Here is a 16,204-nt window from a genome sequence, read left to right as displayed (position 1 = left end):
CCGAGGTCGACAACTGGACCAGCCCCATGTCGATGCCGGACGCGTTCGAGCACTTCACCCGGTTCTACAGTGAGGGCTCGCTGCGGGCCGCCTACGTGAACGTCCTCCGCCCCCATTACCGCATCACGGAGACGTGGTCCGCCGACCGTAGCCAGAAGACCGTCAAAATCGATCACCCCCGAGATCAACTCCGCCAGTTCGTCGAACTGACGATCCGTCATAACGGTGAGTCCGTCTCGATCCACCGGCGCACCCGCGACGACATGTTCTACGGAGAGGAAACGCACGAGTCGGATCCGATCGTCTACGACCACCTGAACATCGGCACCGTGAGCGTCAGCCTGCGCTCGCAGCAGCTGAACGAGAACGCCGGCTTCGAGTCCCTCGACCTCCCCTTCAACTGGCACGACATCGACGAGGCGCTCGCGGGGGAGGCGGGTCAGTCCCTGACGGACTCGAACTCCGAGGACCTCCGGCAGCCGGCCTCCGCGCCGCCGCTCCCGGAGCACGAGACGCAGGCGCCGGGAGCCGGGCCCCTGGTCCCGGCGCCGATCCCGGAGCCGCCGGCCGTCGACCGCACCGGTGACCTGCGCACGGCACTGGTCCTTCACGAAACGTCCGGCGCCTACCGGCTGGACGACCCGGGCGCCGACGCGCAAGCCCGGCAGCGGATGGCCGCGGCACTGGACCGCTTCCCGGTCGACGAACGGTTCCTCACCGTGGCGATGCACACCGGCTCCGATGGCGTGCCGCGCTGGAAGGGCACCCGCCTCACCGAGAGGGAAGCCGCCGACCTGCTCTTCTCGCTGCACGGACAAGGGGCGTGGGACGGGATCAAGCCCGTTCTGCTGGTGGCCTGTTCGTCCGCCCGCGACGGCGCCGGGTCGTTCGCCGCAGGCACCCTGCGGCACCTGCGCCTGCGCCTGCCCGGCCGGGACCTGGAGGTCTACGCGCCGAGGAGCCTCGCCTGGTTCGCGCCCCCGGTCGCGGGACCGTTCCGCAGCGACCCGCACGGTACCGGCGCGCTGGTGGTCGGCAGGCAGCTCGCCTTCGACGGCGTCGGCGGTCCCGTCCTGGTGGACGGCGGCAACTGGGCGAGCCTGTCGGTCCGGTGGGACGCGGCACCCGACGCCCCCGTCACGGTCCGCGACCTCGGCGCCCACCTGCCCGTGGACGGGAGCCTGCCGCCGCGCTCGGCGCCCGCGCCCGAGGGCTACACCGTCGCCCCGGGCGGGGCTTCCCCCGGTGGGGCTCTGCCGCGCGAGCGGGAGTGGGCGCCCCAGGACGACGCGGTGGCGTTCTCCGGGCGCCGCAGGCGCAACGACCGGACCGACGACGAGGGTTCGAGTCCGGAGCCGGGCGTGGGCCCGAGCTCGATGAAGCGCGTCCGGCCGAACGACCCCGCTTCGTCCGACGAGGAGATGGCATCGGAGGACGACACCAGCAGCGAGCACTCGGAGTCGGACAGCGACAGCGGCAGCGAGTCCGAGACGGAGGACTACCGCCGCTACCTGAACGCGGTGACGACCCGTTCCGACCGCCTGAGGGAGCAATGGCGGCGCGCCGACCAGAACGACGACGTGGACGGGCTCACCCGGATCAACACCGAGCAGGAAGTGCTGACGGCCATCCAGAACGTCGGAGTGGTCCGCTCGGTGCGGGCGGCCGGTGCCCTGGTGGATCTGCTGACGAGGGCATTGCGCGGATTGGACCCGGAACTGCGCATCCGGCAACTCAAATTCCACCGGGAACTGCGCATCCGGCAAGCGGAACTGGCCCAGCAGACCACCGAGAAGCCCTCCGCCGACCAGCTCCGGGATCTCCACCGCGAGGTGATGAACCACTACCGACCCCATGAATCGGACCGGCCCGACGAACATGGCCGTGTCGGCGGCTGCGAATTCCGGGCTCACGCCCTGTCCGAGCTCATCAACCTGGCGGCCCCGGAGACCGGACGGCAGTACCTCGCCAAGATCTGGGCCTATCCCGCGAGCGAGAACGGGCACCTCCACCCGCAGCAGCAGTGGAATCACCATGTCGCTGTGCTGGTCGAGACGGCGGCTGGGCAACGGGTGATCGACCCGCTGCTCTTCCCCGAGGGGGAGGCCACCGTGCAGGAGTGGCGTGACCTGCTTGCCGCGCCCGGACAGGGAGCGCCGCTGACGCACACGGCGCCGTGGGAGTTCTTCGGCGGCCCGGACCGGAACGGCCAGTTGTCCGGCGCTTCCGCGGTCCTGATCGACGACGCGACCAGGGAGCAGATCGACGCGCGCAAGCACCCGGACCTGACCCCGCTCGACGGCGCGTTCGCCTTCGGCGCGGACGAGACCGCCGTGGGCCTGGCCCGGCGTCATCTCGACGCCGCGGCCCGGAACCCGGCGCTGCACACGTTCATGGGGTGGATCAAGGGCGGCGGGTTCACGAGCAAGCGTGACGAGGAGGGCATGATCAAGGTCCGTGAGGGGGAGCGCTACGAATCCCTGCTCGACGAGGTCCAGACCTTCCTCGACCACGCGCAGACGCTGCGCCCGGCCGGGGAGCAGCCGGTGGGGGAGTCCCTGCGCCTGTACCGGGCGGTGCGGCTGGACGCCGAGGCCCGGGGCCGGGAGCGGTTCACCGAACTGCTGCCGGCGTCCACGTCCTTCAGCCGGGAGTTCGTCCAGGAGTGGATGTCGAACGGGGGCGGGAAGGACAACTACGCGCTGTTCGAGATCCGGGTGCCGCTGTCCCACCCGATGCTGGCGCTGTCGTTCCCGCCCGGGCACCCCAGGGCGCAGGGCGATCCGGAGCCGGTGAACGAGAAGCAGTCCGAGGTGACGCTCGGTCCCAGCCGCCTGACGGTGACCGAACACGTCGACGAAGGGGGGTTCCACGTCATCCGGGTGGACGCCGAGCCCATGACGGTCGCCGACATCCGCGCCGAGGTCGACAACTGGACCAGCCCCATGTCGATGCCGGACGCGTTCGAGCACTTCACCCGGTTCTACAGTGAGGGCTCGCTGCGGGCCGCCTACCCCTACGACCTCGGGCCGGACCACCGCATCACGGAGACGTGGTCGTCGGACGGCCTCCAGAAGACCGTCCGGATCGAGCACCGCAAGGAGGAACTGAGCGGCCAGTTCGCGGAGGTGACGATCCATCATGCCGGGGGGTCCGTCTCGATCCGCCGGCGCACCATCGATGACGAGACCCTCGGCGGAGACGATCCGAGCGAGCCGGAGCCGATGGTCTACGAGAACCGCAACATCGGCACGGTGAGCGTGAGTCTGCGCTCGCAGAAGCTGAACGAGAACACCAGCTTCGAGATCCTGGATCTTCCCTACAACTGGTACGCCCACGATCCCGCGCCCCGGGCCCAGGACGTCGGCGGGCCGCTGTCGGCCTTCGGCGGCACCGCCGCCGGCTGGCGGATCGGACCGGTCGACGTGCCGCCGGCGGAGCACGACGCCCTGCGGCAGTTCCCCGAACAGCCCGGGGTGTTCGTCGTGCCCGTGCACACGGACGAGGCCACCGGCCTGCCGGTCGGGCCGGACGGCACGCTGTCGGCCTACCAGGTGGTCGGCGTCCTGGCAGACCTCTACCACTCCGGAGTCTGGAACGGCACCGACACCCTGCAGTTCGTGGCGTGCAACCTGGGGAGCGGGCCGGGCCACGACTTCCTCGTCGAAGTGATGCGTCAGCTCGAGGAGTTGGGCCTGGGGAGCAGCGCGCTGGCCGGAACCGGGCCGGTGTACCTCGCCCCGCGCGTGGACGGCACGGACGGCCCCGGGCACCTGGTGGTCGCCTCCGGCGTCGGGTTCACCGAGGACGGCCGCCCGGTCGTGGTCGGCGGCGACCACTGGCGGGAGTTCCGCGCGGTCCGGGACGACTCCGGTGCCGTCCGGGTCCAGGTCGAGGACCGCCGGGCCCACCGGGCGCCGGACGGCTCCTTCCACGACCACCCCGAGGGCTACGGGACCGTCGAGCCGGGCACCCTCGATCCCGACCGCGAGCTGCGGGGCGCACTGGCCTTCGGTAGGGCCAGCAAGAAGAAGGCCGCCGCCCAGCGCCCCGACACCGACTCGGCGGAAGGGATCGAGAGCGTACTGTCCGGCAGGCCGAGGGCCACCGACCCGCAGGAAGAGACCGGGCCGGAGGTGGCGAAGGCGGAGGACAAGGGGAAGGCGAGGGCCGAGGAGCCGGAACCCGAGTCCGCCGAGGTGGCGAAGGCCGAGGACAAGGGGAAGGCGAGGGCCGAGGAGCCGGAACCCGAGTCCGCCGAGGTGGCGAAGGCCGAGGACAAGGGGAAGGCGAGGGCCGAGGAACCGGAACCCGAGTCCGCCGAGGTGGCGAAGGCCGAGGACAAGGGGAAGGCGAGGGCCGAGGAACCGGAACCCGACTCCCCGGAGGCGGCGAGGCACGTACTGAACGACTCCCTGCTCCAACCGCTCTTCGCCGGCACCGAGAAGGAGAAGACCTATGCCGTCATCGGCCTGACCTTGAAGGGGGACAAGAGCTGGCAGACGACCGAGGCCGTGACCAACGGCAGGGACGACTCCGTCAACGACAGCCGCTCGTTCGAGGCCGCCACCCGGTGGGCGGAGGAGAAGAGCCTGTGGACGCAGCGCTACGACGCCGAGGTGAAGGGGCTGGCGAAGGCCTACCAGCAGATGAAGGACTGGGGCTTCGAGCGGATCCCCCATCCCTCGGAGAAGCCACGCCGCAAGCCGCCGGAGAAGCCTTCCGCGCGGCCCGGAGGCGAACTGCCCGCCCAGCCGCCCGAAGCGGTGCTCGTCGTGCTCTCCTCCCGAGGCACGTGCGACAGCTGCAAGTCCGTCGTCGGCGACTTCAGGGAAGCGTTTCCCGGAGCCAGTGCCTACGTGGGTTACACGATCGCGGCCCGGCAGAAGTCGACGATGTCGACTCAGTCCCGGACGTTCAAGAAGGGCGGGGTGGAGGTGGAGGGCTCCATCGCGTACGGCTGGGAGGAGACCGCCAGGCTCAACTCGACCAGCGCGTACGTGCCCAAGGGCAAGGACATCGCCTTCAAGTACTTCCCCTCGAAGAACGGCGAAGCCGCCTGGAACCAGCGGCTGGAGGACCGGGCTGCGGCCAAGGAGGCCGCCGCGCGCCGGGAGGCGGAGGAAGCGGCACGGGCGGCCGAGGCCAACGCAGTGAACACGGTCAACCAGCTCCTCAAGCCGGCGCCGGCCAGGGCCGTCACGGCGTTCGCCGCGTCCTACAAGGGGTCGGAGGCGGACTTCATCACGCGCCTGAACGAGCACATGGCGAAGCAGACCCTGGCGTGGAAATTCACCACCCCTCTGGGGGAAGCCCTATTGCTCTGGTTCAAGAAGCACCCGAGGCCCGACCTCACGGGCAGCGCCGGCTGACCCGGCGGAGCCCCGCCCGGTGAACGCCGCCCCGCGCCGGCGCCGTTGACCCAGGCGAGGGGCGCCCCGGCCGGGGCGCCGACACGCGAGCGGAGCAGGACGTGGAACAGCAGCAGGGGCAGGCGGCGGCGGGGGAGTTCCGCCTGGCGGCGGTGTTCGACCTGGTCGATCCCGTGGCCGGGCCGGGCTTCGCGCCGGACCATCCGCTGGTGCGGGACGGGGCGCAGCGGGCCGCGCTGGCCGGGTACCTGAAGTCCGGGGCGGAGGTGCTGGTGACGCCGATGCTGATGGACGACATCTTCGACACCTCCCGCCAGGGCGCCGTCCCGATGAACTACCGCACCGACGGCGAGTGGATCTGGACCGACACCGTCACCTACTACCTGGAGGAGTACGACCTCGCCCCCGAGCCCGGGTTGTTCGCGCACCTGCTCCAACGCACCGGGCCGTGTCCGCAGCCGTCCCCGCAGACCCTCCAGCGGGCGGTCGACTTCATCCTCCATCCGCCGCGCCCGACCGAGCCCTCCTGGCGCCTGGGAACCGGCTGAACCCGGCGGCGTGTGCCGTCCGTCGCTCAGGGAGAGGGGCGGTTCCCGTCGCGCGGCCGGTGCGGCCGGGGCGGGCCGGACCCTTCGGGTGTCGTCGAGGGTCAGGGAGCGCGGGTGGGCAGGGAACGGAGTGCGCGGGGGAGCGGGTCGTCGGGCGGGGGCATCCACCTGCCCGCCGTGGCCTGGGAGGTGCCCGGGCCGGTGGAGGAGGCCGGGCCCGCGGCGGTGGGCGCCGCAGGGCCGGATCCGTCGGGTGGCGTCGAGGGTCGCAGTCGCAGTGCGCGGGGGAGCGGGTCGTCGGGCGGGGGCATCCACCTGCCCGCCGTGGCCTGGGAGGTCCCCGAGCCGGCCGCGGAGTCCGAGCCGGCCGTGGAGTCCGGGGCGCCGGGTGGGGGCGAGGCCGGTGCCGGGGAGCGGGCGCCGACGGCGGTGGGCGCCGCCGGGGCGGTGCCCCCGGTCGCCGTGGGCGGCGCGGCGCAGGCGTCGGCCGGGCAGCCCCGGCCCGCGGTGAGCGCCTCGCCTGTGCCGGCCGGGGCGGAGGAGGAGGGCGCCGGGCGGCGCATCCCGAAGCCGATGGTGGCCGCCGCGGTGCTGGCCGGCCTGGTGCTGGTCGGAGTGCCGCTGGGGGTGGCCGGCCTCGGCGGGGACGGTCCCGGCACGCCCGGTGCCGGCGGGCCGCCGCCCGCCGGGTTCTCGCAGCCGGACGGCGGCGGCAACGGGTACGTGCCCGGCGCCGACGCGCCCGGGAACCCGCCCGGCGACCAGCCGCTGCAGCCCGGCGGGCCCGGTGAGCCGGCCCAGCCCGGACAGCCGGGCGGCCCGCAGCCGGGCCAGGGCGGCGGTGCGCCCGCCGGTGCTCTGCCCGGCCTCGGCGCCGACCAGGGCGGCCAGGGCGCCACGACCCCCGGCCACTCCGCAGTCGGCGCGCCCGCCGCACCTCAGGGCGGTGGCCAGAACACCGGCCAGAACACGGGCCAGAACACGGGCCAGGGCAGCGGCCAGAACACGGGCCAGGGTAGCGGCCAGGGCGGTAGCGGCCAGGGCACCGGCCAGGGCACCGGCCAGGGCGCCGGCGCGCCGCAGACCCAGCCCCAGCAGCCGGCCCCGCCCCCGGCCAAGCCCGCCCAGCCCACCCAGCCCGCCCCGCCGCCCGCGCCCACCTACAGCGCCGTCGCCGGCCCCGGCTGCGGCGGTTCCACCTCCATGCAGCGCAACGGCTGGTACGACGACGGGCAGAAGGGCTGGCGCAACAACTCCGGCGGCTACAGCGGCGACGGCTGCGCCGGCGGCTTCACCTCGATGCCGATGTCCGGCAGCGCCGACAAGGACGACAACAGCAACTCGGTGGTGTGGACCTTCGACACCGGCTCGCTCACCACCGGCAGCTGCCGCCTGTCCGTCTACGTGCCCAACGGCGACCTCAAGGCCGTCGGCGGCGCCCCGACCTACTACACCGTGCAGAACCGGTCCTTCGTCGTGAACCAGGTTTCCTCCCGGGGCCAGTGGGTCCCGGCGGGCACCTTCCCGCTCAGCGGCGGCCGGATCGCCGTGGTGATGCACAGCCGGGGCCAGGACTGGGTCGGCGACACCGTCAAGACCTACGCCCACCACGCCGCCTCCGCCGTGCGGGCCGAGTGCACCGGCTGACCCCTGTCCCACCCCCGCCCCACCCCCGTACGGCCGAGCACCACGAGAACCCGAGCGCCACCAGCACCACAGCCACGAACGACGGAGGAGAACGCCCCATGACCCGCCATGTGCTGACGGTCGGCGCGGAGCCGGGCGAAGGCGGCTACCGCACGATCGGTGCCGCCCTGGAGGCGGCCCGCAGCGGAGCGGTGATCAGCGTCCGCCCGGGCCGCTACGACGAGAACCTGGTGATCACCAAGATGGTGACCATCACCGCCGAGGAGGCCCGCGGCAGCGTGCGCATCTCCCCGCGCCGCGGCGCCGTCGTCCAGGTCGTCGCCGAGGCCGTCCAGCTCACCGGCCTGGTCCTGCACGGCCAGGACGAGGAACTGCCCACCATCGACGTGCCGCGCGGCCAGGCCGCCCTGGAGGACTGCGAGGTCGCGGGCAACTCCTGGACCGCCGTCCTCACCCGCCAGCAGGGGGCGCTGGCCATGCGCGGCTGCCGCATCGTCAACCCCGCCGGCGCCGGCATCGTCGAGACCTCCACCGGCACCAGCGTCATCGAGGACTGCACGATCGAACACCTCGGCAGCTCCGCCGTCGTGATCGGCGAGAACGCCAACCCCGTCGTGCGCAACTGCGTCCTGCGCGACGCCCGCGGCAACGGCGTGTGCGCCAACGGCGAAGGCCGCGGCTCCATCGAGGACTGCGAGATCTCCGCCACCGACAAACCCGGCATCGCCCTGGAGGAACACAGCACCACCCGGGTCCTGCGCACCACCGTGCGCGACGTCACGATCGGCGCCTACGTCAGCTCCGCCGCCCAAGTCCTCCTGGAGGACTGCGCGTTCGGCACCACCCGCGGCCACGGACTGGTCCTGGCCGGCGGTACCGACCCCGTGGTGCGTCGCTGCCGCACCACCCGCACCAAGGGCCACGGCATCCACGTCACCGGCCGTTCCCGGGGCCGCTTCGAGGAGTGCGAGGTCAGCGACGCCCAGGGCACCGGCATCCTGGTCGACGAGTCCTCCAGCCCGGCCCTGACCCGCACCACCGTCACCGCGGGCGCCGGCGACGCCGTCGAGCTGACCGGCGAGAGCGCCGCCCAGTTCGACCGCCTGGAGGTGCGCGGCGCCGCCGGCGCCGGGGTCGTGGTACGCGACGGCGCCAACCCGCTGCTGCGCCGCCTGGACGTCGCCGAGGTCGGCGGCCACGGCATCGACGTGCTGCGCGAGGGCCGCGGACGCCTGGAGTCCTGCCTGCTGGGCGCGGGCAGGCGCGCCGCGCTGCGGGTCGCCGACGGCGGCAACACCCAGGTCGGCGCCACCACCGTACGCGGCGTTCCCACCGGCCCGGGTGCCGCCGGAGCGGTCAACGGCGTCGAGATCGGCCCGGGCGGCGTCGCCTCGCTGCGCGACTGCGACATCGCCGACTGCACCGGCGACGGCCTGCTGGTCGAGGACGGCGGCGAACTCACCGCCGCCCGCATCCGCGTCCACGGCAACCGCCGCCACGGCATCCTGCTCTCCGCCGGCGCCCGGGCCGCCCTGAACGGCTGCGAACTGACCGACAACGCCCGCGACGGACTGCGGGTGGACTCCGAGGAACCGGTCCGCGTCACCGGCTGCACCGTCACCGGCAACCGGGGCTCCGGACTGCGCCAGACCCGGCCCGGCACCCGCCTCGCGGTCACCGAACTGACCAGCCGCGACAACGCCCACGCGGACAGCCACGGCAGCGCCGAGGCCCGGCCCGCCGCCACCCCCGGCCCCCGCCCCGCCGAGCCCGCACCCGGGGACGGCGGCGGGTACGGGGACGGCTACGAGACCGCACCCCAGCCCGACGCCACCGCCACCGAACCGCCGCCACCGGACCCCGAGGGCCCGCAGGCCGCCCTCGAGGCCCTCGTCGGCCTGGAGGGCGTCAAGGAGCAGGTCGCGACCCTGGTCAACCTCAACAAGTTGGCCAGGCGCCGCGAGCAGGCCGGGATGCCCGCCCTCCCGATGGGCCGCCACCTGATCTTCGCCGGCCCGCCCGGCACCGGCAAGACCACCGTCGCCCGTCTCTACGGCGCCATCCTGGCCGAACTCGGCGTGCTGCGCAGCGGCCACCTCACCGAGGTCGCCCGCGCCGACCTGGTCGCCTCCATCGTCGGCGGCACCGCCATCAAGACCACCGAGGTGTTCACCGCGGCGCTCGGCGGCGTCCTGTTCGTCGACGAGGCGTACACCCTGTCTGCCGGGGGCGGCGGCACCGGGCCCGACTTCGGCCGCGAGGCCATCGACACCCTGGTCAAGCTCATGGAGGACCACCGCGACGACATCGTGGTGATCGTGGCCGGCTACTCGGAGGAGATGCGCGAGTTCCTCTCCTCCAACCCCGGCCTGGCTTCCCGTTTCAGCCGCACCGTCGAGTTCCGCAACTACTCCCCGCAGGAACTGGTCACCATCGTCGAACGGGCCGCCGCGGCCCACGGGTACGACCTCGCCGAGGCCACCGTCGAGGCGCTGGGCAACCTCTTCACCCGCATGCCCAAGGGCGCGGACTTCGGCAACGGCCGAGCCGCCCGCAAGGTCTTCGAGGAGATGGTCGACCGCCAGGCCTCCCGGCTGGCCGCCCTCGCCGAGGTCACCGACGCGGACCTGCCGCTGCTGCTGCCCGAGGACCTCGGCCCCGAGGCCGCGCGCGCCGCCGGCCCCGGTGCCGGCAGGGACGGCCGCAGCGAACTCCTGACACAGCTGCGCCAGATGGTGGGCCTGAGCGCCGCCAAGGAACAGGTGGAGAACCTGGTCAACCTGATCACCCAGGCCCGCCGCCGCGAGGAGGCCGGCCTGCCCGCCGCCAGGATCAGCCACCACCTGGTCTTCGCCGGGCCGCCCGGCACCGGCAAGACCACCGTCGCCCGCCTCTACGGCGCACTGCTCGCCGAACTCGGCGTCCTGCCCACCGGCCAGCTCGTCGAGACCGCCCGCGCCGACCTGGTCGGCCGCTACATCGGCCACACCGCCCAGCTCACCAAGGAGGCCTTCGAACGCGCCCGCGGCGGCGTGCTGTTCATCGACGAGGCCTACACCCTCACCCCGCGCGGCGGCGCAGCCTCCGGCGACTTCGGTCAGGAGGCGGTGGACACCCTGATGAAGCTGATGGAGGACCACCGCGACGAGGTCGTGGTGATCGTGGCCGGCTACCACGAGGAGATGCAGGGCTTCCTGGCCTCCAACCCCGGCCTCGCCTCGCGCTTCCCCCGGCAGATCGCCTTCGACCACTACAGCGCCGACGAACTCGTCACCATCGTCGCCCGCCAGGCCGAGGAGGCCGGCTACCTCTGCGCCCCCGAGACCCTGACCGCCTTGGCGGCGCTGTGCGCGGCCGTCCCCCGGGACCGCAACTTCGGCAACGGCCGCTTCGCCCGCCAGACCCTGGAGGCCATGATGACCCGTCAGGCCGGGCGGCTGGCCCGTCTGGAGGTCGGCGACGTGTCCGAACTGAGCCTGCTGCTGCCCCAGGACGTCCCCGCGCTGCTCCAGGGGAGCACGGTGTGACGCTCCGCCGCTGCGCCGCGGCCGCCCTCGCGGCCGCCCTGTCCACCCTGGCCGTCGGGAGCCCCCCGGCCGCCGCGGCCCCCGGCGACCCCGCGGCCCTGCCCGTGATCGGCCAGAGCCGCCCGGGGGCCCGCGCGGGCGAGTGCCTCCCACCCTCCGACAAGGCCACCGACCGCACTCCCTGGGCCCAGACCTTCCTGCGCCCCGAGGCCGCCTGGGCGCTGAGCCGGGGCGCCGGGGTGACGGTCGCCGTCGTCGGCTCCGGCGTCGACGGCGCCTCCGGCGTCCTGGGCGAGCGCCTGCTCCCGGGCCCGCGCGAGTACGGCACCGGCGACTCCACCCGCGACTGCGTCGGCCACGGCACCTTCCTCGCCGGGCTGATCGCCGCCCGCCACCAGGACGGCACCGGCTTCGCCGGCATCGCCCCCCAGGCGCGGATCCTCGCCGTCGCCGTCACCGACGACACCGGCGCCACCACCCCGGCCCTGCTCGCCAAGGGCATCCGCGACGCCGCCGACGCCGGCGCCCGCGTCATCGCCTCCGCCCTGCCGCTGCCCGCCGGCGACCCGGGCCTGGAGGACGCGCTGCGCCACGCCGAGGACCGGGGTGCCCTGGTGGTCGCCCCGGCCACCCCCGACCAGGGCGGCGCCGCCCTGCCCTCCGCCCCGCCGCAGGTCCTCGCCGTCGCCGCGCTGGCCCCGGACGGCACCGCGCCGGACCCGGCGGGCGGTGGCGGTACGGGTGGCGGTGCCTCGGGCGTCGGCACGGGCACTGGTGCCGGTCCCGGCCCCGGCCAGGGCGCGCGAACGGGGCCCCGGGTCGACCTGACCGCCCCGGGCGAGGCCATGATGAGCACCGGACCGGCCGGCAAGGGCTACTTCACCGGCAGCGGCCCCAGCTTCGCCGCCGCCGTGGTGGCCGGCACCGCCGCCCTGCTCCTGGCCCACCACCCCGACCTCGACCCGGCCCACCTGCGCGAGCGCCTCGAATCCACCGCCTACCACCCCGGCACCGCCCTGCCCGACCCCCGCCTGGGCTACGGCAGCGTCGACCCCCTCGCCGCCCTCGCCGCCCCGCCCGCCACCGCCGCAGCCCTCCCGGCGGCGCGGGCCACCGTCCTCGGGCCCCCTCCTGCCGACCCGGCCCCCGGTCAGGCCGTGACGGTGGCCGCCGTCGTCCTGACCACCGTCACCCTCACCCTGGGCCTCGCCGTCCTGTGCGCCGCCGGCCGTCGTCGTGCCTGGCGTCCGGGGCGCTGGGAGGTCTGACCGGGCCTCAGGCGCCTGCCGGGCGGATGCCTTCGGCGACGTGGGCGGCGAGGTCGAGGTAGGCGCGGCGGGTGCGCGGGTGCAGTCGGGCCGGTTCGAAGGTGCCACCCAGGGCGAGGTGTTCGTCGAAGGGCAGGACGACGGCGGCCCGGCAGCGCTGTCCGAAGTGGTTGACCAGGTCGTCCGCTCGGATCGCCCGGCCCTTGGCCCGCACCTCGGAGATCAGGGCCACGCTGCGCCGGGCCAGTTCCTCGTACCCGTTGGCGCACAGCCAGTCCAGGGTGGTGTCGGCGCCGCTGGCGCCGTCCACGCTGGTCGTGGCGGTGACGACGAGCTGGTCGGCGAGTTCGAGGACGGCGTGCATGGAGCCGTGGAGCAGCCCGGTGCCGCAGTCGGCCAGCACGATCGGGTACTGGCGGCTGAGCAGGTCGACCAGCCGCCGGTAGTCCTCGCCGCCGAAGGCGTTGGCGACGGTGGGGTCGGCGTCGTTGGCCAGCACCTCCAGCCCGCTCGGGGCCAGCGAGGTGAAGCGGCGGATGTCCATGTAGCCGGTGATCGAGGGCGCGGCCGCGAGCAGGTCCTGGACTGTCGCCGACGTCTCCCGGCGGATGCGCCGGCTCAGCGTGCCGGTGTCCGGGTTGGCGTCGACGGCGACGACCTTGTCGGCCCGGGCCTCGGCGAGGACGTGCCCCAGCCCCAGGGTCGCGGAGGTCTTGCCGACCCCGCCCTTGACGCCGATGACCGCGATCCGGAAGGAGCGGTGCAGCGGCGTGCGGACGACGGCCCGCAGCCGCTCCTGCTCGCGCTCTTCGCTCCGGCCCAGGCCCAGGCCCAGGCCGAGGGCGCCGCCGAGGCCGCCGCTCAGGAACCGGGACCGCCGGGCGGGGGCACCGACCGGCGCGGTCGCGGGCGCCGGATCCGGCTGTGCCTGCGGCTGCGGCGCCGGGGACGGGACGGGCGGCGCGGGCGCCACGACGGACGCTGCGGGGGTCGCCGGGGTTGGCGCGAGGAGGGGGGCGGGGGCGGCCGGGCCTGCGGCGGCCGCGACGGGGGCGGCCGGGCCGGGCCGGGCCTCCGGGGGGATGAGCACCGTCCCCAGCGGGTCCAGCGGCCGGCGCCAGTCGGCCTCGGGCCCCGGGGGCGGGGGCAGCAGCCCGTAGTCGGGGGAGAGCTCCCGCTCCGGGCCCCGCCCCAGCCGCCGTACCTGCTCGATGACCATGTGGTCCGCCGCCACGTTCGCCTCCTGTCGCCGCGCCGGCTCCCACGCCGGTTCCGTACGGATCCCCCACCGGCTCTACGGCCCGGGCCCGCGACGTCGTTCACCGCCCGCCGCCCGCCGCCCGGCGAGGGGCGGGGCGGTGCGTGGACGGCCGCGGCCAGGGTAGGGAGCGCCCACCCGTGCCACACTCGCACCACCGGGCCCGGCGGACGGCCCGGCGGCGGGTGGCCCGGCCCCGCCGCGGTGCGACGGGAGGCACGACGGCATGTCCTTCGAAGGCGCGATCCCCGACGTCTACGAGCAGTACCTCGTCCCGCTGCTCTTCCGCCCCTACGCCCGGGACCTGGCCCGGCGCCTGGCAGGGCTCCACCCCCGGGACGTGATCGAGACCGCCGCCGGCACCGGCGCGGTCACCCGCGAGCTGGCCGCCGCCCTGCCGCCGGAGACCTCGATCACCGCGACCGACCTCAGCCGGCCGATGCTCGACCGTGCCCAGGCCCTGCCGCTCGACCGCCCGGTGCGCTGGACCGAGGCGGACGCCATGGCCCTGCCCTTCCCGGACGCCTGCTGCGACGCCGTGGTCTGCCAGTTCGGGGCCATGTTCTTCCCCGACCGCCCCCGAGCCTTCGGCGAGGCCCGGCGGGTGCTGCGACCCGGCGGCGTCCTGCTGTTCAACGTGTGGAACGCCATCGCGGCGAACGAACTCGTCGCGGTCACCGAGACGGCCGCCGCCGCACTCTTCCCAACCGACCCGCCCGACTTCCTCAGCCGCGTCCCCTACGGCTACCACGACCCCGCCACGATCACCCGCGACCTGGCGGCCGCCGGCTTCACCGACACCCCGCGGATCGAGACCGTCACCGCACCCGGCCGCGCCGACTCGGCCCAGGACGCGGCGACCGCCCTGTGCCAGGGCACCCCGCTGCGCACCGAGATCGAGGCCCGGGGCACGCGCAGCCTGGACGAGGTCACCCGGGCGGCCACGGCGGCGATCACCGAACGCTTCGGCCCCGGCCCGGTCGAGGGAACGCTCAGCGCCCTGGTGGTGACCGCCACCCGCTGACGGCCCCTCACGCGACTTGTCGCGCACAGCCCGTCGCACAGCCCGCCAAACGGCCCGTCACGCGGCCCGCACGCGGCTCGTCACGCGGTCCCGCACGGCGCCCGCGGATGCGAGAGGACCCGGGAGCGTAGCCAGCTCCCGGGCCCCTGTGTGCCGCCCAATTGCGCACACCGACACGTTTAAGGGTCGTGGATCAGATTGAAATCGACGCGTTCTACCTTTGAACTACCGTGCCACGGAGCGGCACAGACAGGACTTGAACCCGCATTCGTCGATATTCGTCCACACCCGGTCGATCCGGTGTTCGGCGGCGAATGCTGAGACTGGAGCGAGAGTCTGAGATTAAGGGGGCTGCCTCTGCCGCTTGGGCTACCCCGGCCGGTGGTGCCGGGGGAGGGACTCGAACCCCCACTGTGACCCCTCGGTCAGCTTCACTGATCAGTGTCAGCTTTGCGCGCCGCGCAGCGCACCCGTCCGGCTCCGCAGACGGGCTGACGCGCCCGGCGCACCCGCCCGGCTCCCCGGACGGGCGATCGTGAGGCTACCGGAACAGGTAGCCGAAGACGGCGTCACCCACCCGCTGGTCGGTGACCTCGAGCGCGTTGGCCTCCTCGCGGGCGAACTTGACCGCCTGCTGGAGCTTCTCCACGCGCTCGGCGAGCTCGTTGACCCGGCGGGCCGGCAGCGCGCCGGAGAACTTGACCGTGGTCCAGTAGCCGACCGCGATGTCCTCGTAGTAGACCTCGACCTGGGCCGGGTGCTTCTCGGTGGCCTCGGCCTTGACGTGGTTGCGCGGCACCTTCTTGGTCCGGATGGTGCGCACCGGCTCGGTCTTCCAGCAGTCCGTCGACGGGTCGAGGTTCCACGACTCGGAGGCGTCCAGGACCGGGAGCTTCTTCACGAAGGTGAAGAGGTCGGTGAGCTGCTTCTCCAGGAACAGCAGGTACGGCACCGGCACCTTGGCGAGGAGCACCTGACCGTCCACCACCACGTCGGCGCTGGCACCGACGTTGGCCCAGTCCTTGGTGGCCGTCACGTCGAAGAGCCGGGTGAGGGTGTTCGCGGTGGACCGCAGGATGTCCTCGGCCTTCAGCTGCACCCGGGTCGACTCCGGCGGCAGCTGCTCGCCCTCCTCGTCCTTGGGCTGGTAGGTGCGGGAGATCCCGGCCAGCAGCGCGGGCTTCTGCAGGTCCTGGTGGGCCTGCGTCAGCTCCTGGAAGGACTTGGACTTGACGCCCTTTTCGACGGCGATGATCTGGTTCAGCTTTGCCACGGCGTGGACGCTACCAGCCCCGAACGGACGAGCGACAGCGAATTCCCGACCGGCCGGCCGGGCCCCCGTGCGGCTGGGCCGACGGCCACCACGGCCGGCCGCGTCCTGGACGCCGACCTGAACCTTCCCGCCGAACGGCGCGGCCGGGGTCCGGTGCCCGCGGCGGCACCGGACCCCGGCCGGGTCGGGCGCCGGGGATGCTCCTATGGCTGTCAAGCCGCAGAGGCCAGGTCGGTTTGAGTGATTTGTGTGGTTGGTGTGCTGGTCAGAGCGCGGTAGACCTCGCG

Annotated in this window: 8 protein-coding genes; 6 read left to right on the top strand and 2 right to left on the bottom strand. The window is 74.0% G+C overall.

The annotated features are described in order from the left end of the window. Positions 1-26 precede the first annotated feature (26 nt). The 5 genes from ACZ6Y7_RS37750 (at position 27) to ACZ6Y7_RS37730 (ending at position 12,362) form a co-directional block, all read left to right on the top strand. Entirely contained in the window at positions 27-5,372 is a 5,346-nt protein-coding gene (locus tag ACZ6Y7_RS37750) for a protein-glutamine glutaminase family protein (protein ID WP_465762508.1), read from the top strand. Positions 5,373-5,473: 101 nt separating this feature from the next. Further along, positions 5,474-5,920: a hypothetical protein gene (locus tag ACZ6Y7_RS37745; RefSeq protein WP_465762507.1), complete on the top strand. Its 447-nt coding sequence runs from the start codon at positions 5,474-5,476 to the stop codon at positions 5,918-5,920. A 324-nt stretch (positions 5,921-6,244) separates the two neighbouring features. Beyond that, positions 6,245-7,567 (top strand): hypothetical protein, encoded by a 1,323-nt coding sequence (locus ACZ6Y7_RS37740; RefSeq protein ID WP_465762506.1) that lies wholly within the window; start codon positions 6,245-6,247, stop codon positions 7,565-7,567. 98 nt (positions 7,568-7,665) lie between these two features. After that, positions 7,666-11,094, top strand: a complete 3,429-nt coding sequence (locus tag ACZ6Y7_RS37735; protein ID WP_465762505.1) for a right-handed parallel beta-helix repeat-containing protein — start codon at positions 7,666-7,668, stop codon at positions 11,092-11,094. Then, on the top strand, positions 11,091-12,362 hold the full coding sequence (locus ACZ6Y7_RS37730; protein ID WP_465762504.1) for a S8 family serine peptidase: 1,272 nt from the start codon (positions 11,091-11,093) through the stop codon (positions 12,360-12,362). Before ACZ6Y7_RS37735 ends, ACZ6Y7_RS37730 begins: the two co-directional genes overlap by 4 nt. A 7-nt stretch (positions 12,363-12,369) precedes the next feature. Here ACZ6Y7_RS37730 and ACZ6Y7_RS37725 read toward each other — a convergent pair whose 3' ends face one another. Further along, complete coding sequence (locus ACZ6Y7_RS37725; protein WP_465762503.1) at positions 12,370-13,596, bottom strand: MinD/ParA family ATP-binding protein; 1,227 nt, start codon at positions 13,594-13,596, stop codon at positions 12,370-12,372. A 250-nt stretch (positions 13,597-13,846) separates the two neighbouring features. Here ACZ6Y7_RS37725 and ACZ6Y7_RS37720 point away from each other — a divergent pair, with 250 nt between their 5' ends. Next, positions 13,847-14,644, top strand: coding sequence for a class I SAM-dependent methyltransferase (locus ACZ6Y7_RS37720; RefSeq protein ID WP_465762502.1), 798 nt, complete (start codon positions 13,847-13,849; stop codon positions 14,642-14,644). 541 nt (positions 14,645-15,185) lie between these two features. Here ACZ6Y7_RS37720 and ACZ6Y7_RS37715 read toward each other — a convergent pair. Continuing rightward, positions 15,186-15,917, bottom strand: coding sequence for a DUF7873 family protein (locus ACZ6Y7_RS37715; RefSeq protein ID WP_465762501.1), 732 nt, complete (start codon positions 15,915-15,917; stop codon positions 15,186-15,188). Positions 15,918-16,204 lie beyond the last annotated feature (287 nt).

Source organism: Kitasatospora sp. NPDC053308, assembly GCF_055585785.1.
This window is presented reverse-complemented; position numbering and strand designations above follow the sequence as displayed.

Coding starts and splice junctions, on each gene's coding strand:
- ACZ6Y7_RS37750 (WP_465762508.1), top strand. CDS start 27: ATGTCGATGCCGGACGCGTTCGAGCACTTCACCCGGTTCTACAGTGAG.
- ACZ6Y7_RS37735 (WP_465762505.1), top strand. CDS start 7,666: ATGACCCGCCATGTGCTGACGGTCGGCGCGGAGCCGGGCGAAGGCGGC.
- ACZ6Y7_RS37720 (WP_465762502.1), top strand. CDS start 13,847: ATGTCCTTCGAAGGCGCGATCCCCGACGTCTACGAGCAGTACCTCGTC.